Annotated in this window: 33 protein-coding genes; 20 read left to right on the top strand and 13 right to left on the bottom strand. The window is 30.5% G+C overall.

Annotated features, from left to right (window positions below; all coding sequences use genetic code 11):
• The first annotated feature begins 4 nt into the window (after nt 1–4).
• Entirely contained in the window at nt 5–1,231 is a 1,227-nt protein-coding gene (locus HA143_RS04520; RefSeq protein WP_209083434.1) for a glycosyl transferase, read from the top strand.
• Here the strand turns inward: HA143_RS04520 and ureC are convergent.
• The 4 genes from ureC to HA143_RS04500 are packed head-to-tail and all read right to left on the bottom strand — an operon-like array spanning nt 1,228 to nt 4,520.
• Entirely contained in the window at nt 1,228–2,937 is a 1,710-nt protein-coding gene (ureC, locus tag HA143_RS04515; RefSeq protein ID WP_209083433.1) for an urease subunit alpha, read from the bottom strand. The two genes, HA143_RS04520 and ureC, sit on opposite strands and share 4 nt — an antisense overlap.
• Before the next feature lie 4 nt (nt 2,938–2,941).
• Entirely contained in the window at nt 2,942–3,262 is a 321-nt protein-coding gene (locus tag HA143_RS04510; protein WP_209083432.1) for an urease subunit beta, read from the bottom strand.
• A gap of 2 nt (nt 3,263–3,264) precedes the next feature.
• The gene (locus tag HA143_RS04505) at nt 3,265–3,567 is read right to left on the bottom strand and encodes an urease subunit gamma (protein WP_025924424.1); all 303 of its coding nucleotides are present in this window, start codon (nt 3,565–3,567) and stop codon (nt 3,265–3,267) included.
• Between the two features lie 50 nt (nt 3,568–3,617).
• The gene (locus tag HA143_RS04500) at nt 3,618–4,520 is read right to left on the bottom strand and encodes an urease accessory protein UreD (RefSeq protein ID WP_209083431.1); all 903 of its coding nucleotides are present in this window, start codon (nt 4,518–4,520) and stop codon (nt 3,618–3,620) included.
• A 48-nt stretch (nt 4,521–4,568) separates the two neighbouring features.
• On the opposite strand from HA143_RS04500, the gene ureE reads away from it, so the two are divergent.
• The 8 genes from ureE (at nt 4,569) to urtE (ending at nt 11,546) form a co-directional block, all read left to right on the top strand.
• Nucleotides 4,569–5,018: an urease accessory protein UreE gene (ureE, locus tag HA143_RS04495; protein WP_209083430.1), complete on the top strand. Its 450-nt coding sequence runs from the start codon at nt 4,569–4,571 to the stop codon at nt 5,016–5,018.
• A complete protein-coding gene (locus tag HA143_RS04490; protein ID WP_209083429.1) occupies nt 5,011–5,697 on the top strand; it encodes an urease accessory protein UreF in 687 nt (228 codons plus the stop codon). The genes ureE and HA143_RS04490 overlap by 8 nt, the downstream gene beginning before the upstream one ends.
• Nucleotides 5,698–5,700: 3 nt before the next feature.
• The gene (ureG, locus tag HA143_RS04485) at nt 5,701–6,312 is read left to right on the top strand and encodes an urease accessory protein UreG (RefSeq protein WP_209083428.1); all 612 of its coding nucleotides are present in this window, start codon (nt 5,701–5,703) and stop codon (nt 6,310–6,312) included.
• Nucleotides 6,313–6,439: 127 nt separating this feature from the next.
• Nucleotides 6,440–7,720: an urea ABC transporter substrate-binding protein gene (gene urtA / locus HA143_RS04480; RefSeq protein WP_209083427.1), complete on the top strand. Its 1,281-nt coding sequence runs from the start codon at nt 6,440–6,442 to the stop codon at nt 7,718–7,720.
• 85 nt (nt 7,721–7,805) lie between these two features.
• A complete protein-coding gene (locus tag HA143_RS04475) occupies nt 7,806–8,960 on the top strand; it encodes an ABC transporter permease subunit (protein WP_209083426.1) in 1,155 nt (384 codons plus the stop codon).
• Nucleotides 8,960–10,084 carry an urea ABC transporter permease subunit UrtC gene (gene urtC, locus HA143_RS04470; protein ID WP_209083425.1) on the top strand — a complete coding sequence of 375 codons (1,125 nt, stop codon included), beginning with the start codon at nt 8,960–8,962 and terminating at the stop codon, nt 10,082–10,084. The genes HA143_RS04475 and urtC overlap by 1 nt, the downstream gene beginning before the upstream one ends.
• Nucleotides 10,084–10,833 carry an urea ABC transporter ATP-binding protein UrtD gene (gene urtD / locus HA143_RS04465; RefSeq protein ID WP_209083424.1) on the top strand — a complete coding sequence of 250 codons (750 nt, stop codon included), beginning with the start codon at nt 10,084–10,086 and terminating at the stop codon, nt 10,831–10,833. The genes urtC and urtD overlap by 1 nt, the downstream gene beginning before the upstream one ends.
• A gap of 2 nt (nt 10,834–10,835) precedes the next feature.
• Nucleotides 10,836–11,546 (top strand): urea ABC transporter ATP-binding subunit UrtE, encoded by a 711-nt coding sequence (urtE, locus tag HA143_RS04460; RefSeq protein ID WP_209083423.1) that lies wholly within the window; start codon nt 10,836–10,838, stop codon nt 11,544–11,546.
• Nucleotides 11,547–11,581: 35 nt separating this feature from the next.
• Here the strand turns inward: urtE and HA143_RS04455 are convergent, their stop codons facing one another.
• From HA143_RS04455 to HA143_RS04440, 4 genes are all read right to left on the bottom strand, one after another.
• Nucleotides 11,582–11,761 carry a hypothetical protein gene (locus tag HA143_RS04455; RefSeq protein WP_209083422.1) on the bottom strand — a complete coding sequence of 60 codons (180 nt, stop codon included), beginning with the start codon at nt 11,759–11,761 and terminating at the stop codon, nt 11,582–11,584.
• Between the two features lie 262 nt (nt 11,762–12,023).
• The gene (locus HA143_RS04450; protein ID WP_209083421.1) at nt 12,024–12,197 is read right to left on the bottom strand and encodes a hypothetical protein; all 174 of its coding nucleotides are present in this window, start codon (nt 12,195–12,197) and stop codon (nt 12,024–12,026) included.
• Between the two features lie 264 nt (nt 12,198–12,461).
• Nucleotides 12,462–12,776, bottom strand: a complete 315-nt coding sequence (locus HA143_RS04445; protein WP_209083420.1) for a hypothetical protein — start codon at nt 12,774–12,776, stop codon at nt 12,462–12,464.
• Nucleotides 12,777–12,888: 112 nt separating this feature from the next.
• On the bottom strand, nt 12,889–13,257 hold the full coding sequence (locus HA143_RS04440; protein WP_209083419.1) for a hypothetical protein: 369 nt from the start codon (nt 13,255–13,257) through the stop codon (nt 12,889–12,891).
• Between the two features lie 75 nt (nt 13,258–13,332).
• Between HA143_RS04440 and HA143_RS04435 the strand changes: the two genes are divergently transcribed.
• The 3 genes from HA143_RS04435 (at nt 13,333) to HA143_RS04425 (ending at nt 14,411) form a co-directional block, all read left to right on the top strand.
• Entirely contained in the window at nt 13,333–13,482 is a 150-nt protein-coding gene (locus tag HA143_RS04435; RefSeq protein WP_209083418.1) for a hypothetical protein, read from the top strand.
• A 106-nt stretch (nt 13,483–13,588) separates the two neighbouring features.
• On the top strand, nt 13,589–13,885 hold the full coding sequence (locus tag HA143_RS04430) for a hypothetical protein (RefSeq protein WP_209083417.1): 297 nt from the start codon (nt 13,589–13,591) through the stop codon (nt 13,883–13,885).
• Between the two features lie 343 nt (nt 13,886–14,228).
• Nucleotides 14,229–14,411 carry a hypothetical protein gene (locus HA143_RS04425; protein WP_209083416.1) on the top strand — a complete coding sequence of 61 codons (183 nt, stop codon included), beginning with the start codon at nt 14,229–14,231 and terminating at the stop codon, nt 14,409–14,411.
• A 21-nt stretch (nt 14,412–14,432) separates the two neighbouring features.
• Here the strand turns inward: HA143_RS04425 and HA143_RS04420 are convergent, their stop codons facing one another.
• On the bottom strand, nt 14,433–14,774 hold the full coding sequence (locus tag HA143_RS04420; protein ID WP_209083415.1) for an RNA-binding protein: 342 nt from the start codon (nt 14,772–14,774) through the stop codon (nt 14,433–14,435).
• A 369-nt stretch (nt 14,775–15,143) separates the two neighbouring features.
• On the opposite strand from HA143_RS04420, the gene HA143_RS04415 reads away from it, so the two are divergent.
• The 3 genes from HA143_RS04415 to HA143_RS04405 all read left to right on the top strand — a co-directional run bounded on the left by HA143_RS04415 (nt 15,144) and on the right by HA143_RS04405 (nt 17,732).
• Nucleotides 15,144–15,332, top strand: a complete 189-nt coding sequence (locus HA143_RS04415) for a hypothetical protein (protein ID WP_209083414.1) — start codon at nt 15,144–15,146, stop codon at nt 15,330–15,332.
• Between the two features lie 165 nt (nt 15,333–15,497).
• Nucleotides 15,498–16,820 (top strand): Rieske 2Fe-2S domain-containing protein, encoded by a 1,323-nt coding sequence (locus HA143_RS04410; protein ID WP_209083413.1) that lies wholly within the window; start codon nt 15,498–15,500, stop codon nt 16,818–16,820.
• Between the two features lie 123 nt (nt 16,821–16,943).
• Nucleotides 16,944–17,732, top strand: a complete 789-nt coding sequence (locus HA143_RS04405; protein WP_209083412.1) for an ABC transporter ATP-binding protein — start codon at nt 16,944–16,946, stop codon at nt 17,730–17,732.
• Here the strand turns inward: HA143_RS04405 and HA143_RS04400 are convergent.
• A complete protein-coding gene (locus HA143_RS04400; protein WP_209083411.1) occupies nt 17,725–17,913 on the bottom strand; it encodes a hypothetical protein in 189 nt (62 codons plus the stop codon). The two genes, HA143_RS04405 and HA143_RS04400, sit on opposite strands and share 8 nt — an antisense overlap.
• 156 nt (nt 17,914–18,069) lie before the next feature.
• On the opposite strand from HA143_RS04400, the gene HA143_RS04395 reads away from it, so the two are divergent.
• Nucleotides 18,070–18,657 (top strand): Crp/Fnr family transcriptional regulator, encoded by a 588-nt coding sequence (locus HA143_RS04395; protein WP_209083410.1) that lies wholly within the window; start codon nt 18,070–18,072, stop codon nt 18,655–18,657.
• A gap of 4 nt (nt 18,658–18,661) precedes the next feature.
• A complete protein-coding gene (locus HA143_RS04390; RefSeq protein ID WP_209083409.1) occupies nt 18,662–18,952 on the top strand; it encodes a hypothetical protein in 291 nt (96 codons plus the stop codon).
• Here HA143_RS04390 and HA143_RS04385 read toward each other — a convergent pair.
• Together HA143_RS04385 and HA143_RS04380 are read right to left on the bottom strand one after the other, a co-directional pair.
• Entirely contained in the window at nt 18,938–19,492 is a 555-nt protein-coding gene (locus HA143_RS04385; RefSeq protein ID WP_209083408.1) for a ferritin, read from the bottom strand. The two genes, HA143_RS04390 and HA143_RS04385, sit on opposite strands and share 15 nt — an antisense overlap.
• 243 nt (nt 19,493–19,735) lie before the next feature.
• A complete protein-coding gene (locus HA143_RS04380; protein ID WP_209083407.1) occupies nt 19,736–20,794 on the bottom strand; it encodes an ABC transporter ATP-binding protein in 1,059 nt (352 codons plus the stop codon).
• A gap of 96 nt (nt 20,795–20,890) precedes the next feature.
• Between HA143_RS04380 and nth the strand changes: the two genes are divergently transcribed.
• The 3 genes from nth to HA143_RS04365 are packed head-to-tail and all read left to right on the top strand — an operon-like array spanning nt 20,891 to nt 22,454.
• Nucleotides 20,891–21,544: an endonuclease III gene (gene nth, locus HA143_RS04375; RefSeq protein WP_209083406.1), complete on the top strand. Its 654-nt coding sequence runs from the start codon at nt 20,891–20,893 to the stop codon at nt 21,542–21,544.
• A gap of 35 nt (nt 21,545–21,579) precedes the next feature.
• Nucleotides 21,580–22,239, top strand: coding sequence for an SDR family oxidoreductase (locus HA143_RS04370; protein WP_209083405.1), 660 nt, complete (start codon nt 21,580–21,582; stop codon nt 22,237–22,239).
• Between the two features lie 26 nt (nt 22,240–22,265).
• Nucleotides 22,266–22,454 (top strand): hypothetical protein, encoded by a 189-nt coding sequence (locus tag HA143_RS04365; RefSeq protein ID WP_025923092.1) that lies wholly within the window; start codon nt 22,266–22,268, stop codon nt 22,452–22,454.
• Between the two features lie 10 nt (nt 22,455–22,464).
• Here the strand turns inward: HA143_RS04365 and HA143_RS04360 are convergent, their stop codons facing one another.
• Nucleotides 22,465–23,076 (bottom strand): PCC domain-containing protein, encoded by a 612-nt coding sequence (locus tag HA143_RS04360; protein WP_209083404.1) that lies wholly within the window; start codon nt 23,074–23,076, stop codon nt 22,465–22,467.
• Nucleotides 23,077–23,221: the final 145 nt, after the last annotated feature.

Here is a 23,221-nt window from a genome sequence, read left to right as displayed (position 1 = left end):
GAAAATGGACTTTCAACAAGGTTTAATCACAACAATTCATGAATATGGAGTTACAAGAAATTTACTTAAAGAATTAAACAAAAGTCTTAAAAAAAGATCAACTAGCATTCTAATACCTTGCTTATATGAAGAGTTTGAGCGTCCAGCATTAAAAGATATAAGAGAAGTTTTAAAAAACCTTACAGGCTTAAATGAATTAGTTATTGCTCTCTCTGCAAAAACTGTTGAGCAAGTTAAAGCAGCAAAATCATTTTTCAACTCAATGCCATTCCCAGTTCACGTTCAATGGACTAATTCTCCCTTTGTAATAGAGCTGTTAAAAAGCCAAGAGAAAAATGGGTTAGAACTTTTAGGAACTCCTGGTAAAGGATGGGCTGTATGGCAAGGCATAGGAGTTGCGACGCGAAAATCAGAAGTTGTTGCTCTTTTTGATGCTGATATAAGAACTTTTAGTCCTTTGTATCCTTCAAGAATGATACTTCCACTTCTGGATGAATCATATGGAATATCATATGTAAAGGCTTTTTACAGCAGGTTATCCTTAGAGACCAATCAATTGCAAGGTCGAGCAACAAGATTATTTGTGGGTCCCTTATTGGCAAGTCTTGAGCAGTTAGTTGGGAAGGGTCCCTTTTTACAATATCTTCAATCATTTAGATATCCATTAGCAGGTGAGTTTGCTTTTACTAAAGACCTTGCTATGAATTTACGAATTCCTTGTGACTGGGGTTTAGAGATAGGCTTATTATCAGAGGTTTATAGAAACGTAAGAACCTCCAAGATAGCCCAAGTTGACCTAGGTTTGTTTGATCATAAACATAAGAATATTGGTGATTCATCTAAAGAAGGATTGCAAAAAATGTGTACAGAAATACTTTCAAGTGTTTTAAGGGGTCTCATGGAGCATCAAGCAGAGACCTTAACAAGTACTCAACTAGCAACCTTAGAAGTTCTTTACAAAAGAGTTGGGGAAGATAGGGTAAAACAATTTGGACTAGATTCAGCAGTTAATCAACTTCCATACGATAGGCATGAAGAAGAGCTATCAGTACAAAAATTTGCGAAACTATTGAGACCGGCTACAGAAGGTTACTTAGCTTGCCCTACGACACAGCAGTTACCAAGTTGGTCAAGAGTTCTATCTTGTGAGAACAAACTTCAAGATGATTTAGCAATTGCTGGGTCACAAGATATAAAGACAACTGAAAAAGAATTAATTAAAAACTTCTAAAGTAAAAAGTACCTTTGAGCCATTGGGACTTCATCAAGAGGTTCACAAGTAAGGAGTTCACCATCAGAAAAAACTTCATAAGTTTGAGGATCAACTGAAATATTTGGTAGTTTACTATTAAGTTTTAAGAGTGATTTATTGATATTTCTGGTATTTTCTACGGCAAAACATTTCTTTTGTAAGCCTAATTTATTTGGAATATTTTGATCAATTGAATTTTTACTTAAAAAGGTAAAAGAACTCTTAATTAGAGATTGGCCGAAACTTGCAAACATAGGTCGACCATGCACAGGACCTGGAGTAGGAATTGAAGCATTTGCATCACCCATTTGAGACCAAACTATAGATCCTCCTTTAATAACTAATTCAGGCTTTACCGCAAAAAATGAAGGTTTCCACAATACTAAGTCTGAAATTTTTCCCTTTTCTATGGATCCAACATATTTATTAATACCATGAGCTATTGCAGGATTAATTGTAACTTTAGAGATATATCGCTTTACTCTGTAATTATCGTTCCTATCAGAATCCTGTGATAGAGGTCCTCTTTGTACTTTCATTTTGTGGGCAGTTTGAAAAGTTCTTGTTATTACTTCACCAACTCTTCCCATAGCTTGAGAGTCACTAGCGATAATTGAGAAGGCACCCATATCATGTAGGATGTCCTCTGCAGCAATAGTCTCTCTTCTTATCCTTGATTCCGCGAATGCAATATCTTCTGGAATTTTAGAATCTAAATGATGACACACCATTAACATATCAAGATGTTCTTCAAGTGTGTTTCTCGTATAAGGTCTTGTTGGATTAGTACTACTTGGGAGAACATTTTTTTCTCCACAAATTTTAATAATATCTGGGGCATGACCTCCACCTGCTCCTTCGGTATGAAAAGTATGAATTGTTCTTCCTGCAATAGCATTGATGGTATCTTCAACAAAGCCTGCCTCATTTAAAGTATCAGTATGAATACAAACTTGAACATCAAAGTTATCTGCAACATTTAAACAAGAATTTATCGTAGATGGAGTCGTTCCCCAATCCTCATGAAGCTTCAATCCACATGCACCAGCTTCGACTTGATCAATAAGATTTCTTTCGTTTGTTGAATTTCCTTTACCGAAAAAACCTAGATTCATGGGGAATGCTTCTGCCGATTGAAGCATTCGAGAAATATGAAAAGAACCAGGAGTACAGGTAGTGGCATTTGTGCCGGTTGCGGGTCCAGTTCCTCCTCCCAACATAGTTGTAATTCCTGAAGCTAGTGCCGTCTCAATTTGTTGGGGACAGATAAAGTGAATGTGGGTATCTATTGACCCTGCAGTAAGAATATGTCCTTCTCCAGCTATTACTTCTGTTGAAGCACCAATAACAATATCGACTTTATCCTGGATGTCAGGATTACCAGCCTTACCGATTTCAAAAATCATTCCATCTTTAATACCCACATCAGCCTTAATGATTCCCCACCAATCCATGATCAATGCATTAGTTATTACGGTATCTACAGCTCCATCTCCTCTTGTTACTTGAGACTGTCCCATCCCATCTCGAATAACTTTGCCGCCTCCGAATTTAACTTCATCTCCGTAAGTAGTTAAATCCTTTTCTACTTCAATAAATAGTTCGGTATCAGCAAGCCTTACTCTATCCCCGGTAGTGGGTCCATAAGTTTGAGCATAAGTATTTCTGTCAATTTTATAGGACATAATTTTAGGTGTCTAAAGAACCGTTAACTAATGAATTAAAACCATACGCATTTCTTAAACCTGAATATGAAACTAATTTGACATCAGTTGTATCTCCAGGTTCAAATCTAATTGCTGTACCTGCGGGAATGTCAAGACGCATGCCAAATGTTAAATCACGATCAAAAATTAAGGCCTTATTAGCTTCAAAAAAATGATAATGAGATCCAACTTGCACAGGTCTATCTCCAGAATTCGAAACTGTTACAGTTTTAACTTCCTTACCAAGATTTAATTCGATTTCACCTTGTTCAGGAGTTATTTCTCCAGGGATTAAATTACTCATAACTAATTAATCGGATTGTGAATAGTAACTAATTTAGTCCCATCAGGAAAAACTGCTTCTATTTGAACTTCATCAACCATTTCAGGAATGCCCTCCATAACTTGTGATTTAGAAAGCCAAGTAGTCCCCTCTGACATTAATTGACTAACACTTTTACCATCTCTAGCTCCCTCAAGAACTTGAAAACTTAAAAAAGCAATTGTTTCAGGATAATTCAACTTCAAGCCTCGATTAAGTCTTCTTTCAGCTAAGAGAGCAGCTGAAAAAATCAATAATTTATCCTTTTCTTGAGGTGAAAGATGCATAATAAAAAATTAATCTATAAAATCTTAAAAAAAGTTCTCTCTGAACATAATTAATAATTCATAGAATCTTGTAAAGGCCATACACCTTGATATTTTGGCTCACAAAATCCACAAACAGACCTTATTTGTTTCCAAATACAAAAAAAACATTTCCTAGCATCTTGAGAAGAACTCCCGAGGAATCTTACAGAGATTCCATTCTCAAGAATTCCAATAGATAAATTATTATCACATTCATTGAAAATCTTTTTTATTTTTTCCACTAAATTATTAATTTTTGATTTGGGAAAATCTTTTTTGCAAATCCAAATTAAGGATCCGAAAACGGGCATGTAATCCATGCCTGACTTAGCTTCATAACTTGATTTAGATAATTCAATTTGATCAACATATTCCCAATCATCATATAAATCATTATTTCTCAAAATTTCTAATTTTGACCTAAAAACTCCATTTTCAATAGATTCTCCAGAAGAAGATCTTCCAAGTCTTATTAAATCAGTAAATAAAAAACTTGAAGTTTCTGAAATAGATACTTTAAACTTTTGATCATATAAACCATTTGAAAAAATAATTGTTTCTTGAGGGAGATATTCCAAATGAGAATTCTCAAGAATGTTTATGAGATTTTTTTGCTTTGAAAAACTTCCCTTCGGATTAATTTTAGATATTCCAACTGATCCATATACTTTCTGAGCGGAAGAAGTAGTCAACAATACTTTAGAGTTTTTTTCCAGATTTACTTCAAACCCCAATAAATCTCCTCCAACCAATCCCCCTGCAGTATGAAGAACAGGTAAAATACATCTACCTTCCTGATCATGAGTAGACTTTAATAACTTATAAGGAGAAGTTGATTTAGATTTAAAGATTGTTTTACCAACATTTCCTAAACTTGGATTATTATTGAAAAAATTTAAGAAACAATTACCTTCCCATGAAGTTTTTATCATAAATTATTTTCTTTAATTACTAAATTAAAGTAACCAAAAATTTTGATTATGAGAATGAATAAACAAATAGTTGTAACTGATTGGATTAAGGAAAAACCTCGAGGAGGTTCATTTCTAAAACTTACCTTAAGTTCAGAGGAAAGAAGAATCTTACGAGGTAAAAGATTAACTGACTGTGATCAAGAAATAATTTTACAATTACCTAGAGAGAGAAAATTAAATGATGGAGATATTCTTTCAACGAATGAATCCAATTTTTATGTAGAGATAATTGCCAAAACAGAAAATTTAATTGAAATAAGTTCAAAATCTAAAATTGAACTTATTAAAACTGCTTATCATCTAGGGAATAGGCACGTAGAAGTAGAAATTGAAAAAGATATTCTTCTAACAAAAAGTGATTACGTTATTGAAAATATGCTTAAAAATTTTAATGTTGATATCGTAAATACCCAGAAAAAATTTTTTCCTGAAAGAGGTGCCCATAGTCATGAGTAAAAGTCACTTATTAAAATATTTATTAATAAGCCCTAATTTACCAGTTGGTGGATTTTGTTATTCCGAGGGAATGGAGAGTTATCTTCATAATAAAAACTTAAAAGACTCAAATTCGGTAAAAGAATTAATCATAAGTGAACTTAAATTTGGCCAGATCAGACTAGATGCAAAACTCTTACTAGAATTTTTTGATATTTTCAAAGAAATAGAAAACGATAAAAATTTAAAAAGTAATTTGCAAAAGCTATTGAGTTTTGATAAGTGGATCCTCTCATCAAAGGACTCTGTCGAAATTAGAGAACAACAAACGCAAATGGCAAAATCTCTCTTTGATTTAACCAAAGAATTTGGATTTGAATATCTATATAAAAAAGATAGTAAAAGCTCTTGGCCTTTAGCGTGGAGTTGGGCTTGTTATTGTTTTGAAATTACTAAGTTAGAAATGGTTGAGAATTATTTTTACGCGTGGAGTGCAAATCAACTAAGTGCAGCATTAAGGATTATTCCTATTGGTTCAACAAAAGCACAATTAATTCAGCGAGACTTATTAGCAATAATTTCAAAAGTTTCTAGAGAAATTATGGACAAAGAAATTGATGACATCTATTTTGGCAATGTAGGTTTAGCTATGGCACAACAAAATCATAATGACCTATATACAAAACTTTTTAGAAATTAATTTATGAGCAGTAAATTGAGAGTTGGAGTTGCTGGGCCTGTAGGTTCTGGAAAAACTGCATTAGTAGAGACTCTATGCTTAAGCCTGAAAAAGAATTATGAGATAGCAGTTGTCACCAATGATATCTACACCAAAGAAGATGCTAACTTTCTTATAAATAAAAAAGTTTTAGAGGAAGGAAGGATTATTGGTGTAGAAACAGGAGGTTGTCCTCATACAGCGATCAGAGAGGATTGTTCCTTAAATAAAAATGCAGTTTTAGATTTAGAAAATAAATATAATCCTTTAGATTTTATTTTTGTAGAAAGTGGAGGTGATAATTTAGCATCTAGTTTTAGTCCAGAACTTGTAGATTTATCAATTTATGTGATTGATGTATCTGCTGGAGACAAAATCCCTAGAAAAGGAGGGCCAGGGATAACAAGGTCAGACTTATTATTAATAAATAAAATTGACTTAGCAGATATGGTTGGTGCAGATTTAAAAATTATGAAAAGTGATACGGAATTCATGAGAAAAGGGAAACCTTGGTTTTTTACCAACCTAAGTACCGGCAAAGGAGTTGAAGAAATAACTCAATTTTTAGAATCACATATCCCCAACAATCGAAACTAGAAAAATAATTATTTTTTATATATTGGATTCAACAAAAAGTTACGACTGATACAAAAGGATTCGCCACTCGTTAATAATTTTACTTTATCCCCTTAATGAGGGTCACTTACCTAATTTAAACGAATTCATGAGAATTTCAAGGCGTATTTTGGCAGGTTTAGCTACTGCCTCACTAGCCGTTACAGTCACTTCCTGCGGAGGAGGTTCAGACACATCCGGATCCTTCGATGATGTAAAAACAGTTGGAATTTTGCATTCCTTAACTGGTACTATGGCAATTTCAGAAAAGACACTTGTTGATACTGAAATAATGGCTATTGAAGAAATTAATGCTGCTGGCGGTGTAGTAGTAAATGGCAAAAGCTACAAAATCGACTACATAGTTGAAGATGGAGCATCTGATTGGCCAACTTTTGCTGAAAAATCCAAGAAACTTATAGACCAAGACGGTGTTCCTGTCGTATTTGGTGGTTGGACATCTGCGAGTAGAAAAGCAATGTTACCAGTATACGAATCAAAGGATGCATTCCTTTATTACCCAATTCAATACGAAGCTCAGGAATGCTCTAATAACATTTTCTATACAGGAGCCACACCAAACCAACAGTCAGAACCTGCCACAGATTTCATGTACTTAAGATCACCTGCAGCTGGTGGTGATTTCTTCTTAGTTGGATCTGACTATGTTTTCCCAAGAACTTCAAACACAATTACAAAAGCCCAAGTAAAACAATTGGGTGGAAAAGTTGTTGGAGAAGATTATCTTCCATTAGGAAATACTGAAGTAGCTCCAATCATCTCAAAAATCAGTAAAGCTCTTCCAGATGGTGGAATAATTATTAATACACTTAATGGTGACCAAAACGTTGCATTCTTCAAACAAATTCAAGATGCGGGCATTACTCCATCTAATGGTTACTATGTGATGAACTATTCCATAGCAGAAGAAGAAATTCAATCAATCGGTCCTGAATTCCTTGAGGGTCATTATGGTGCATGGAATTATATGATGTCTATTGATTCTGCTGCATCTAAAAAGTTTGCTAAGAGCTTTAAGAAGAGATGGGGTTCAGATCGTGTTGTTGCAGATCCACAAGAATCCGCATACAACATGGTTTACCTATGGAAACAAGCAGTTGAAGAAGCCGGAACATTCGACGACAACGCAGTAAGGGAAGCATTAATAGGTCAAAAATTTGATGCTCCTCAAGGACCTGTTGAAGTCATGCCAAATCATCACTTATCCCAAACAGTAAGAATTGGGGAAATCAATGCAGAAGGTGGATTTACTATTCTTGAAGAAACAGGAGTAGTTACACCTCAAGCATGGAACCAAAAACACCCAAGCTCTAAAGGTTATGCTTGTGATTGGACAGATCCAAAAAAAGGAGAGAAATATAAGCTTTAATTTATTTTAAACTTATTCTTCTCAAATCAAAGAGGAGGCGATAGCCTCCTCTTCTTTTATTCTTTAAAATAATTTCTATAAAAAATTGGAATTACTTCTTGATATTCTTTTTAACGGAGTAGCGATAGGTTCAGTCCTCTTGGTCGCAGCTTTAGGTCTTGCAATTGTATTTGGCCTAATGGGAGTGATCAATTTAGCTCATGGAGAATTGATGATGGTAGGTGCTTACACCACTTATGTTACTCAGTTAGTTTTCAAACTTCCTTTGTTAAAACCTTATTACAATAGCTATTTAATAATCTCTATTTTCCTTGCATTTATAGTAAGTGGTGTAGTTGGAATAATTCTAGAGAAGACCATAATAAGAAAATTATATGGTAGTCCATTAGAAACTTTGTTAGCAACTTGGGGAGTTAGTTTAATTCTTCAACAATTCGTAAGAAGCGTGCCTCTAGCGTATGGTGCTGGTTTAATTCTAAGTCTTGTTTTAGCATTGTTTATACCAACATTATTTCCATTAAAAATAAAAGATTCCATAAATGTTAAATATTATAATCTAAGCGCATGGATTTTTTCTGCCTTCTCTGGAGTTTTAACTGCAAGTTGGATCTCTTCATCAATTAGCAGATTAAGTAGACCAGATTCTAGAAATGTAGATGTAACAGCACCCGCCTGGATGAGAGGTCAAATAGAAATTTTAGGTACTAATTTTCCTAAGACCAGATTAATAATCATATTAATTACTCTGATATCGGTAATTGCAATAACGTTATTTTTAAATCAAAGTGCTTGGGGTTTAAGAATAAGAGCAGTTACACAAAACAGACAAATGAGTGATTGCTTAGGTATATCAACAGAAAAAGTTGATATATTAACTTTTGGTATAGGATCTGGCTTGGCTGGAGTTGCAGGTGTTGCTGTTTCCCTTCTGGGTTCAGTAGGTCCAAATGTAGGAGGCAACTACATTGTGGGTTGTTTTATGGTGGTGGTTTTAGGGGGGGTAGGTAACTTGTTGGGTACAATTATCGCTTCGTTTGGGATTGGTATAATGACAGATTTAATTGGAGCTGGGAGACTTTTAACTATATGGCCAGAAATGCCTTTACCTTTAGCTACTACTATTGATTTTTTTGCAACTACAAGTATGGCAAGAGTTATGATTTTTACCCTAATAGTTATTTTCCTACAATTCAAGCCAACAGGTTTATTTCCTCAAAAAGGCAGGATGGTTGAAAACTGATGATTTTAAATAGATTAAATCTTAAAAAAATAACAACCCTATCAATATGGATAATATTGATTGCAGTAATAATAGCGGCCCCAACAATATTGCCTGTTTTTAGATTGAATCTTCTTGGAAGATATTTATCATTGGCAATAGTAGCATTAGGAGTAGATCTTATTTGGGGGTTTACTGGTTTACTAAGTCTTGGTCAGGGTATATTTTTTGCTCTTGGAGGATACTGTGCAGCAATGTATTTACAGATTACCAGCTCTTCTGAATTTCCAAATAATATTCCAGAATTTTTTGCCTTATATGGGGTAAATAATTTACCTTTTTTCTGGGAACCTTTCAAATCTCCATTATTTACTTTGATTGCAATTTGGTTAGTCCCTGCTTTAATTGCAGGGATGTTAGGATTTCTAGTCTTTAGGAATAGGATAAAAGGAGTATATTTTTCAATACTAACTCAAGCGGCACTACTAGTATTCTTTAATTTATTTAATGGTCAACAAAAACTAATTAATGGGACAAATGGATTAAAAACTGATGTAACACAACTATTTGGACAAATGGTGGGATCTGAATCTATTCAACGTTTATTTTTTTGGATAACAGCAATACTAGTAATAGCCGCATGGTTTTTTTCAAAGTGGGTAGTCAAAGGAAGATTTGGCAATATTCTTATAGGAATACGTGATGACGAACCAAGAGTAAGGTTTACAGGATACAATCCAGTAATATTCAAGACAATAATATTTTCAATTGCTGGAGGTCTTGCAGGAATTTCGGGAGCTTTATATACTGTTCAATCTGGAATAGTATCACCTCAATTCATGACTGTTCCCTTTTCAATAGAAATGGTTATTTGGGTTGCAGTTGGAGGTAGAGGAACTTTATTGGGAGCAATATTAGGAGCGGTTTTCATTAACTATGCAAAAAGTCTAGTGAGCGAAGCTTTACCTGCTAGTTGGATGTTTATCCAAGGAGGATTGTTTATTTTAGTTGTAACAGCTTTGCCAGAAGGCGTTTTAGGATGGATTAAAGGAGATGGTCCTAGAAATCTTCTTCAAAGATTTGGTTTTAAAAGAAAAATTGAAACCTATCCAAGCTTGGAAGTTAATAATAAGGAGGAAAATTAATGAATAATAAATCTCTCCTAAATTTAATTGATATTACTGTTAGTTTTGAAGGTTTTTTAGCACTGAACAAGCTTAATTTGAATTTACTTAAAGGAGAATTAAGAGCTGTAATTGGACCCAATGGCGCCGGTAAAACAACATTCCTTGATGTAATAACTGGAAAAGTTAAACCAACAAATGGCGAAGTGATTTTCAAAGGAAAATCATTAATAGGTCGAAAGGAGCATAAGATTGCTCGACTTGGAGTAGGTAGAAAGTTTCAAAGTCCAAGAATCTTTGAAAATCTAACGGTTAAAGAAAATCTTGAAATATCTGTAACAACTCCTAAAAGTCCCTTAAACCTCATAAATAAAAAGATTAAAAATGAGCAGCTTGATGAGATAGAACGTCTTATGAAAATAGTTAATTTATCTCAAAGAGTCAATTCAAAAGCTGGTTCTTTGTCTCATGGCCAAAAACAATGGCTTGAAATAGCCATGTTAGTAGGACAGAAGCCAGACTTAATGCTTGTAGATGAACCGGTTGCTGGCTTAACTGATGAAGAGACTGATCTAACGGCTGATTTATTAAAATCATTATCAGGAGAAAATACTGTAGTTGTAATAGATCACGATATGGAATTTATTAGAAGACTTGATAGTAATGTTTCAGTATTAAATCAGGGAACAGTATTATGCGAGGGGACAATGGAAACTATACAAAAGGACCAAAAAGTTATTGACGTTTATCTAGGAAGGCCTGAGGATTAGTTATGGAAAATTTACTGGAAGTTAAATCATTAAATACATATTATGGTGAGAGTCATATTCTTAGAGATGTAGATTTAAATGTTCAATCAGGAGAAATGGTTTGTTTGATTGGAAGAAATGGAGTTGGCAAAACAACTTTATTGAAATCACTTATTGGTTTAATAAAAAACAAAAAAGGTGATATTTATCTGATTGGCGAAAATATCAATAGAAAAGCACCTCATCAGAGGGCTAGAAAAGGGATGGCTTACGTTCCTCAAGGGAGAGAAATTATTCCTTATCTATCAGTTGAAGAGAATCTTATGTTAGGAATGGAGTCTCTGCAAGGGGGGTTATCTAAGAACAAGAAAATAGATCCATTTATTTATGAACTCTTCCCAATCCTAAAAGATTTTCTTCAAAGGAAAGGAGGGGATCTTAGTGGAGGACAACAACAGCAACTAGCTATTGCAAGAGCATTGCTAGGCAAACCTCAACTTCTATTACTTGACGAACCAACGGAAGGTATTCAGCCGAATATAGTTTTAGACATTGAAAATGCAATCAATCAGATAATTAAAGAGAGAGGAATTGGTGTTTTATTAGTTGAACAACACTTACATTTTGTAAGACAAGCCAATAGATATTATGCGATGCAACGCGGAGGTATTGTTGCTAGCGGAAATACTAGTGAGTTGAGTCAAGCAGTTATTGATAACTTCTTAAGTGTTTAAAAAGATTATTATTTTAAATTAATTAAAAAATTTATTCATTCTTCGCATCTTATTAGGTCTATACTGTTTGGATGTTCATTAATATATTTATTCAATTCCATTGCTAGTGTTCTAGCTTCGTAAGCATCAGAAGCATAAAAACAATTTTCTAATCTAATATTTTGAAAGTTACGATAATGAACGGTATATGGCTTCAAGGTATTATTTTTGTTCATTTTTAATAAGCTAAAAAGCAATCAGTATATATCTCAAAAATGCATATGTTTATAAATAAAAAGTATATCTTTTGTTGTTATCAAAATAATTTGACTTTAATTATGTATATAAAGACACTTTATTAAGCCAAAAAGTAATTAATGTTTTTCTTTTTTATTTTTAGAATCTTGCTTATTACCTTCTATTAAAAAAACAAATTTAGATAAAATATAACCAAATATAGGAACCCAAATCTTATCATATAAAAATTTCATAAAAAAATTAAGCCGCTAATGAATCGTTATCTCCAAATTCATTTGTTTTAATACACTTTAAATCAATTGAATTAAATAAATGTTGCATAAGTAAAAAATCAAGTTCACCTTTCAATAAATGAGCATCCGAAGAAATTAGATCGTCAACAAAATCATCAAAAGTATCTGAAAGAATATTCAAAGTTAAAAAATTTAGTTAAGTAATTATTATCTGAGCAACAATAAAAGTCAACAAAATAAACAAATGAAAATAATTTCTCAAAAAAGATAAATTGATGGATTTCATTATTAAAAGAAATTTAAATAATCATCGTTAATGCATTTAATTTATTTATAGTAGGATTTTTGATGTATCAATTCTAAAAGAATCACTAAAAAGGCTTTTATAAACAACAAATATCAAAATAGAAATCTTATGTGAGATATAGAGAATTAATTATAAAAATTATTTTTTTATTAGTTCGAAGTAACCATTTTTATTCAACAAGTACTTATCAAACCAAAGGCTTAATAGATTGTCTAATCCAATTCCATTCATTTTATTTATTTGTGAAGTCTTATAGTCAGATAGTGCTAGTAATAAATAGGGAAAAATCATATCAGAAACACCTTTAGGGAGTCTTTCTAAAGGGACCCCATGGGCCCTCTCCCACAAAATCTGCATGTCCTGAGAAAACAATGAACTCCAATAACTAAAGTTGCAATATAACTTTTCTGGAGGGAGAAGATTTGCAGATAAAATTGGGAAAGATGATTTCATATCAAATTAATAATTTCAGGGTTTTGAAATGGTAATAAATAATTTCTAATTAGTAAAGCTACCAAAATACATACAAATACATTTTACCGCACAGTGCAGCACTTAACAATGCTTATCGAGTATTGTATTTGTCCATCATTTCCTGGAATTTAAGGAATGATAAGAACTTTTTATAAGTTTGCAAGTCAAAAGAATCCTGATTTGCTTGCCTTAAAAGGGTTGTTTTACTAGAATTATTATGATTACCTGAGTTAGCACTGATTTTAAATGTTTCACTCCCTGAAGAGTCATTAATATCAAGATATGATTGAGTTACTTTGCCCGTTATTTTGTTAAATATTCCTCTTACGGAAAGTGCTTCCTCTACTAAAATACTTATTATTTTTGAATTACTTAAATTATTCTCTGTGCTCAATTTATCAATTATTTTCATAACATCTTCTCTTGGTATAAAACCAACTCTTTTTTTCTTTGTAGGCATTTAAAAACGAATAAAGTTCAGCACTTGACTGTAATTAGTGTTGCACTATATTCAAAATAAGTCAATTAAATACTGATGGTTTTACCGACAGCCTTACTTCTTGGTGCACTTGGATATCTTTTTTATACTTCAAAAAAAGAACTTTCACTAGATTATGATTACCCTTTAGAAAACTCAAAAGAAAATGATGATTTGTATAAAGACTTGGAAGATTTATTTATTTAAATTACTAAAATAATATCTTAGAACTAATATCTAAGAACTTTATTTCTTAACTAAAGATATACAAAAACTAAACCATAATTAGAATCAAAACAAAGCTATAAAATCTATGACTGTTCATCAAGATTACGAAATAAAAATCAATTTAAATGAATTGATCGAGAAGAGAATTCCTTGCTGTGATTTTCTTCATCCAAATCATTGTTTAACTGAAAAACAAGTATCTGAAATTGCTCATGATATTCGTATGGATATAAATTTGCATGATCTTTATAAACAAGTAGATCAACATATTATGAACTATGTAAATGCAGCTGGTATTGATAACAAAGAGCATTGGGTTGAACCCCATCTTCCAGATTTGGATAGGGATTTAAAAGAAGAAGTCGGTATAGAATTTGATTAATCTTTTTCCTTCTAAAAAACTATTAATATATGTATTTTTTTTCTAAATCATCTATTAATTTATAAATACTTTTAGCTGATCTCTTTCTTTTCCTTAAAATCGTAAAAACTGTAAATCCAATCAATACTAAAAAGAATGGAGTGAAAATTATAATTTCAGAATTAATAGGCATTAAATTAACATTCATCTATATATTTAAACTATTAAAAAGTGTGATTAGAAAAAATAGGTACTTTATACAAAAAACTTTCACAATAAACGATTAAGATATTTTATCAATAGAAGAATGAGTAAATAATATTTTATAAATTAAGTATTAAGCAAACTTCAATTCTATAAGGTAATGATTAATTATTTCGCCTTAACTATAAAAGAAATGGGTATAGGTAAAATAGAGTTAGCAGTTATTGGAGTAGTAATTTTATTATTTCCAATATTGTTTGTTTATACATCAAAAAACCTTGATGCTAAGGGAGTTTTCGAGTGGATGCTGGAGAAACCTAATGATTGGATAGGAAGAAAATAACACTTTAACAATTTCATATTTCTAATCAAATTCTAATTTTTCTAAACTACTAATAGGAAAATCATAAATTTGGCAATTATTTTCTAAACCATCAACTATTGAATTTTTTAGTAGAGAATAGTCTATTAGGTTATTGAGTTTATTATTTTTAAATTCCTTATTAGTTTCTCCAATCGCGAATGCCAAAGCCCCTTCATAAGAGATCCCAAATTTGGAAGTATTGCAGTAAGTTCTAGTGAATTTATTAGAAATCTTTTTAGTATATTGTTCAAGAGTTTTAGAAGAAATATCTAAAGAGTAAACTGGCTTAAAAAAGACAAAGCACAAAGTTAAAAAAAAGATCGTAAAAATTCTTTTTATCATAATTTTCATAAATTTAAAATTTACTATAATTTATATTTAAAAAACATAACTGATTATTTATTTATAAAAAATTATAGAAATCAATAATCTTAATATTATGAAAAAAGGTATTTCTTATTTTTGAAGTGAGAAACTATCTAAATTAATATCTTAAAGTGTGAGTTCTTTTATTATTAAAAAAAAATACGCCTAAAAGCTTTTTGCATAATTAAAAATTCTTATCCATAATCAATAAATACCAAATACTTTTTAGGAATTTAATAAAAATTTATGAAAAAACAAGTAAATTAATTATTAAAAATATGACTTGAGCTATGGAAATGTATTTGCACTTGAATTATTGTTTAATTTAAGAATTAAAAACAAAATATGGCATTACCAGAATTAATATATGCTCCTATAGAGGGAGGAACAATACATAAATATGAAATTAGTGGTGGAAAGAGAAAGTTCTTAAGATTTATAGGTTGTTATCTTGGCCAGTGTAATTTCCACAACAATATAGATGATGCAATTGATTACATAAAAAATTTGAAAGAATTACAAAATATACAATAAAACCGAAATAAAGATACATAAATATCCCCCGAACTCATTATTTATTTAATATCGATATAATTATTGCTACAAATAATAGAGAATTTTATTTTTAAGAGAAATTCATTATTTACTTGAGTTATAGTCTGAAAAGATAAGTAGTAAATTAAAAAAAGAAATTAATTTATGGAAAACAGACAAATTAATTTTTTTAAATCTAAAGACTTAAATACAGTTAATAAGCCATTTAAAAAAGTATCAGCAGTTGAAATTGACTCCTTTGATATAAGAGAAACACAAAAGAAATTAAATGTAGGTTTATTTGGTTGGTATGCAATTTGTCCTTCAAAAGAACTTAAAAAAAATACACTACATTATTTCTCACTCTATGATGAGCCTCTTATAATTTATAGAGATAAGAATGAAAATGTAAGATGTATTAAGAATATTTGTCCGCACAGAGGTGCCTCCTTCTTTGGAGGAACATTATCAAATGGTGTAATAACATGTCCATATCATGGCGCTGAATTCTCTTCAGGGGGAAGTTGCCAAAATCTAGACCGAATAACTTGTAGTCACATAGTAGATAATAACTATGATAACTATGCCAAAAGAATACATTTATCTCAATACAAAGCATTAGAAAAAGATGAATATATATTTGTACATTTTTCTAAAAAATCTGAGACTGATCTAAAAAATATAATTGAAGATTCACCTATAAGTAACTACGAATTATCTAATAATGGTTTTTCATATGAGGATTATGTCTCTGAGGAGGTATTAGTTGACTTCAAATGTGATTGGTCAAGGATAATTGAAAATCACTTAGATATACTTCATCTTTTTTGGGTTCACGGAGACACAATTCCTGATAAAGATGTTAATAAAAACGTACTTGTTAGTTTTAATCAGAAAATTAATGTTACTCCTAAATACATTGAAAGTATTTATTTCTATAAGAATGACCCTAAAAAAGAATTTATCAGAATAAAATTCATGCCACCTGGAAGGATATTAATTTATAAAGGAGATCCTTCTGTATCACGATATTTACAAGTTTTAGATCATATTCCACTAGGAAATAATAAAGCAAGAGTAATAGTAAGACACTACAGGAAATTTTTAAAAAATAAACTACTTAATAACCTAATATTATTTAAAGAGACTCAAAGAAAGATTTTTTATAAAATATTTGATGAGGATTATATAATTTTAAAGACACAAACATTTAATAACAATTTGGGTTTTATTAACAAAGATGAAATAAAATTATTAGGAGAAGATAGAATAATAAATTACTTTTGGAAATGGTATAAAAAGTCTGAAGATAAAGATAACCCATGGAAAAATATTAATAAAACTGAGAATCTTTCTGTATACGACAAATTCATATTGAAATATCCACCAGAGATAAAGAGGTTGGAAGTTATCAATAATATAGATATTATTAGAAAAACATTTACAAGATTTGTTGCTCCACTACTAATTCTCATGTTAATCATATAATCTTATGTTAATCATATAATTTATGAAGAAAGTAAATAGACCTTCATGGTTGAATTGGCTTTATCTTTTTATATTTATTTTAAGCTCAATTCAATTAATTATATTTTGGAGCAATAAGTTTTAGTGGTTAATAAATTTTGGTTTGAAGCAAAAAATATAAATTGTTATAAGAACGGTATTAGAGTAATCAAAGATTTAAATTTAAAGATATCATTTTCAGAGAACGTAATATTAATCGGACCAAATGGTTCAGGTAAATCATCATTAATAGAAGTAATTAATAGAAACATATACCCAGTAGTGGCTAATGATTCGATACTAAAAATATTCAACAAAGAAGTTATAAATTTATGGGAACTAAGACAAAGAATAAGTACTGTTAATAATGATATTAAAGATAGAATAAATCCAAATCTACAAGTTTTCGATTTAATTTTAAGTGGACTATATGGAAGATATTGTTATGTATCAACTAAATCTAAAAGCGACCATTATAAAGTTGAAAGTATTATGAAAAATATGAATATAACAAGTTTATCTAAAAAATATTTTTCATATTTATCAGATGGAGAAAAACAAATTTCTCTCATTGCCAGAGCGTTAATTAAAAAACCAGATATATTAATCTTAGATGAGCCAACTGCAAATCTAGATTATAAATCAAAGTTTTTTATAATTGATAAGATTAATGAATTATCAAAATTAAATACCAAAATTTTATGCGTAACTCATGAAATCTCAATGATAACATCAATTTATGACCGAATCATAATGCTAAAAAATGGCGAGGTATTAGCTGAGGGGGATCAAAATAAGATTATAAAAAGTGAAAATCTTAATAAGTTATATGGTATTGATGTAGAAGTGATTAAAAATAATGGATTTTGGACTATCAACAGATTGCCTAAATAATAATCAAAAAAATAACAATACCAATAGCAAGGAAAATTAATTTTTTATTCTTAAAAAATGAAGAGGATTCTATTCTAAAAGAAGAAGATCCACATTTAGAGCAAATTATCTTACCTCCTAAAGATCGATCTGAAACGAATGAAGAACTTCCACAATTAAAACAAACTCTATTTCCGCTCATTACTAAATAAAATTTTTAAGAATTCTATTTAAATTATAATCTTTAAAACATATGTAAAGAAAAAACACAAAAAACATGTTGATAATGAGAATCTATTGCAATAAATAATTTTCTAATGCATAATTGATAATAATTCTCATTATCATATTTTATTAAATGAATTTCCATTCTTATGGAGAGTTCCCATCAAAATCAGTACGAATAATAACTGGACAATCTGTTCTAATAGATCCAACATCAAGGCCGAAAGGCACATGCCTAGAAGTTGAAAGTGGAATTGCTAGAGTTTATTGTCCTTGCGAAGAAACTGAAGGAATGACTCTTGCCTTTTTACAATCAGGTGATCAATTAAGAACAGACCTTTTATGTAGCGAGGGTGTCTGCGTTGAAGCATTAACAGATTTATCTTTTCATAGCAATGTAAATATTGATGAGAATATTGGTTTCGATGCAGTAAATGAATGGACTTTGCAACTTCTCAGAATTAGACACTTGGGGAATGCAGAACAAAGATTACAAGCTTTATTTTCAATACTAGTAAATCGTTTAGGAAGAAGATGTGGTCAATGGTGTGAGCTACCTTTTAGGTTGACTCATGAAAGGATAGGAGAATTAATAGGTTCAACACGCGTCACATCAACGAGATTAATTTCTAAATTAAGATCATCTGAGTTATTAATAGCTCCAATTGGCACCCAAACAGTAAGTGTTGCGCCTTCTTTTATTGAATCATCACTGTTATAGAAACATGAAGGAATCACAATCAATAACTAACAATCTGTTAATAGAAGTAGATGTATTGTCGAATAGACTCAGAAATATAAAGCAATCATTCAAAACGACTTATAATAAAGGATTGAAAGAAAGGTTATTTTCCGAAAACAAAAATATTCATAAAAGAGTTAATGAGATTCACAAAATAGCTGAGCTCTTAAATAAAGAAAATAATGAGAAAATCAATTTTTCAAAATTACTTGTAGAAAAAACCAAAAGGACATTAAATGAAAATAAATTTGAAAGTAATTTATTTTTTCTCTAAATCACTATCTATCAATAAGATTGCTGAGGGTTGATTACATGCAAATTTAACTTTCCCAAGTATGTTTGCAAATTCATCTTCGGATTTTGTTTGAGCATCAATAATAGGATCTAAAAATACGTTGGTCCTTGTATCTGAAGTTCTTTCAGCAATCGAATAAAGTTGTTGTAGAGAGGAGGTTAAATCAGACTCCATATTGAAAGAATAAGAAATTAAATCCTCTATTGAATCCCATGTTTGAACTGGTTCAGGAAGTTCATTAAGTTTGACAGATTGTCCTCTAGCAATTAAGTAATCTGCAAATTTCTGAGCATGTTCCATTTCACCTTGTGATTCACTGAGAAAATGAGAGGCAAATCCATTTAAATCTCTCTCTTGAAACCAGAGGTAAATAGAAAAATATTGAACGTTAGCAAATCTTTCCATTGTTAGATGATCAAAAAAATTATCCAATAAGCTATTGTCCATTGGTTGTGCAATAGCTCTCCCAGAAGGGCCAAAATTAATTAATTTCTTTGTTTTTAAATTATTTTCATTCATTATTCAAAATATGAACTATATAAATAATACAACATATTGTATAAATTAGTAATTAATTAATCCTTTAAATTAAATTAAATAATATGATAATGAATATCAATAGCAATATTATAAATGAATTTAGAGTACGATTTTTCTGAGCTACTTTTAACTAATAAAATATATATAAGTAAAAAAAAGAAATGTAAAAAGAAAAAATGCTCTAATTGGAAGGGGGGGAAGTGTAATTGCCTATAAAAGAGTTTAGATATATACCTTATGTGCCCCAGGATATAAAAAATAATAACTATTTTTATTAATAGAAATAGAACATTTATCACCATTATTTAGAAGAGTATTAATATTAGTTCTGACCCTCAATATATCGTTATTAATAGATACTTTATAGATAAGAAATTCACCAAGAAATTCTTTAGATATTACAATTGCATTACCAGATTTAGATCTTTTAATTGAAATAAATTTAGGAGAAATTGACATGCTTTTAATATTTGTATTCTTTAATGACCCTGAACTATTTATTTCACCTAAACAAGAAAAATATGAATTTCCATTTTTTTTGAGATTAAGAATATTATTTCCCAATATAAAACTACTAACAAAAATAGTCTTGGGATTATTTAGAAGATTAATTGGAGTATCAATTTGGTGTATTTTACCTTCATTCATAACGGCAACTTTATCGCAAATTGACATCGCCTCTTCAGGATCATGAGTAACCATTAATCCACTGGCATCACAGCCTCTTAGAATATTTGGGAGTTCACTTCTCAATTTAAGCTTGACATGCATATCAAGACTACAAAAAGGTTCATCTAATAAAATAAAATTTGTACCTGGAGCAAGAGCCCTTACAATTGCAAGTCTTTGTTTTTGACCTCCAGACAATTCATGTGGGTACCTTCCAACAAAACCATCAAGACCTACAACATTTAATAAGTAGTCAACTCTAGATCTATCTTTTTTGTTTTTCAAACCAAACATTGCATTTTCAAAAACAGTTAAGTGAGGAAAAAGTGCATAATCCTGAAAAACCATCCCAATATTTCTTTTCTCTGGACTAAGAATTCTTTTTCTAGTTGAAATTTCCATATCATTTAAAGAAATACTTCCTTTACAAGGGTATTCAAACCCTGCAATCAACCTCAAAAGAGTAGTCTTCCCACACCCAGAAGGACCAAGCAGACCCAACAATTCACCATTTTTAATTTTTAGGTTAATTTCATTTAATATCCATTTTGAATATTCTTGTTTATTATATTTATGATGCAGATCATCAATTATTAAAGCATCATTTTTCACAAAACCTTTCTATTTTAAATATTTTAAATTAGCAGAAAATATGCATCTAAAATATCTCTTGTATAATTTTATACACCGGTTATTCTATCAAATTTAATGAGAAAGGCTGAAAGAGCAGAAATAATACGACAAGAACTTAAGGAGCTATATCCATCGCCTCCAATCCCTCTAGATCATACAAGTGCCTATACACTTCTTGTAGCTGTAGTTTTAAGTGCTCAATCAACAGATAAGAAAGTTAATGAATTAACAAAGAGCTTATTTAAGGTTGCAGATAATCCAATAAAGATGGTAGAGCTAGGTATAACTGGCATATATGAATACATAAAATATTTAGGTCTATCTAATCAAAAATCAAAGAACATCTATAACCTATCTAAACTATTGATTGAGAAGCATAAAGGTGAAGTCCCAGATTCTTTTGAAAAGCTTGAATCTCTTCCAGGGGTGGGGCATAAAACAGCATCAGTCGTAATGTCCCAAGTTTTTAATATCCCCTCATTCCCCGTTGATACCCACATACACAGGTTGTCACAAAGATGGGGTCTATCGAATGGAGATAGTGTAATTCAAACGGAAAAAGACCTAAAAAAAATCTTTCCTATTAATGAATGGAATACCTTACATTTGCAAATAATCTTCTATGGAAGAGAATATTGCACCGCAAGAGGTTGTGATGGAACAAAATGTTATTTATGTCGTAAACTTTATCCCAAAAGAAAAAAGAAATTTATATGTAAAAAGCCCTAAAAAATTAATATAATTATTAAATTAGTTTTTAAATCATGAAAATTGCAATTACTGGTGCATCTGGGAAAACAGGTTTTAGAATTGCCGAAGAGGCCATTAAAAAAGGGTATAAAGTTAGGCAAATTATTAGAAAGAATTCAAAAGTTTCAGAAGGGCTAGAGAGTTTAGAAACAATTAGAGTTTCATTAGACAACAAAGAAGAACTAGATAAAGCTTTAAAAGATATTGATGCTTTGGTAATTGCTACTGGTGCGAGAGCATCTATAGATTTAACTGGTCCCGCAAAGGTTGATGCTTTAGGAGTATTCAGACAATTAGAGAGTTGCAAAAGAGTTGGGATTAAGAGGGTTATCTTAGTTAGTTCACTTTGTACTGGGAAATTATTTCACCCATTAAACTTGTTTGGATTGATTCTGATTTGGAAGAAAATAGGTGAAAATTTTCTCATAAATTCAAGTTTCGAATGGACTATTATTAGGCCTGGCGGATTAAAGGAAAATGAAGATATTAAATTAGAAAATATAAATTATTCAAAGGAGGATACTCAAACCAATGGATCTATACCAAGAAGATTAGTAGCAAAATGTTGTATAGAATCTTTAAAAAACAAAGATTGCATAAATAAAATAGTAGAAGTAACGAGTTCAAATGATAATAAAAAAATATCTTTTAAAAAAGCTATGCAAATGATTTAAAAGATGTAAATATATAAAATAAAAACATGAAAATAAATCCCAAAATTGACGCATTACAGTTAATGCTTACTGATTTAAGAACTAGAAATGAGCCAATAAGACATAAAGCTGCATTTAAAGGCTGTCAACCAGAATTTCAAAGTCTTGTATCAAGGTTAATAAAGCAGTTAGAGGAAGAATTAGTTGCTGAAAAACTTACTAATCGTGATAGTTAAAAAATTTAGATTACTTAAATGAACTTAAGTTATCGAATTTTGCTTGTTCTGAAAGTTCATCATATCCTCCAAAAAATTTATTATCCAAAAATATTTGAGGGAAAGTATTATGACTACTTTGAGACATTATTTTTCGAAAGCTATCATCATTATCTATTAAAGTAACTTCATGAGGGATAGATAAAGAATTAAGCAACCTAATTGCTCTTTTAGACCAAGGACAATCCTTTAAAATATATGCTTTTACACGTGATTCATTTTTTAATAAATCATTACTTGAGATATTAATAATTTTTTGTTCAAAAGATACTAATAATATATCAGTACCTTTTTTTACAATACATCCCTCCTCAAGATGCCCGCCAAAGACATTACATCCCTCATCTGCAAAACTCAAATGTAAATGAACATCTCCTTTATTAAAATGTCCATTTAAGGAAACTATCTCTAGATTTCCCTCGAATTTATTTATCTCTTGATTTCCTGGGCATTGAATACAAACTGCTCTAAGATTACCAACTACTCCAGAAACATACCCGTATAAATTATTCGATAAAGAATATTCTTTAATTGAATTTATCAAATCAGATTCTGGAGATAGCTTTAGGCTATGAGGCTGCATTAAATATAAGGAATAATTTTTTAATATAAAACATCATGAAGAATAAAGAGAAGTTGAGTTTATAATCTTTATGATTCAGATTTAAATTAAATTTTAGAATATAGCATTAAAAACCATTTAAAATTTTTACTAAAAATTTAAGCTT

It is taken from the genome of Prochlorococcus marinus CUG1415 (genome assembly GCF_017696015.1).
Lineage (GTDB): Bacteria > Cyanobacteriota > Cyanobacteriia > PCC-6307 > Cyanobiaceae > Prochlorococcus_A > Prochlorococcus_A marinus_AE.
The sequence above is the reverse complement of the archived record's forward strand: the minus strand, read 5'-3'. Positions and strand labels throughout refer to the sequence as shown.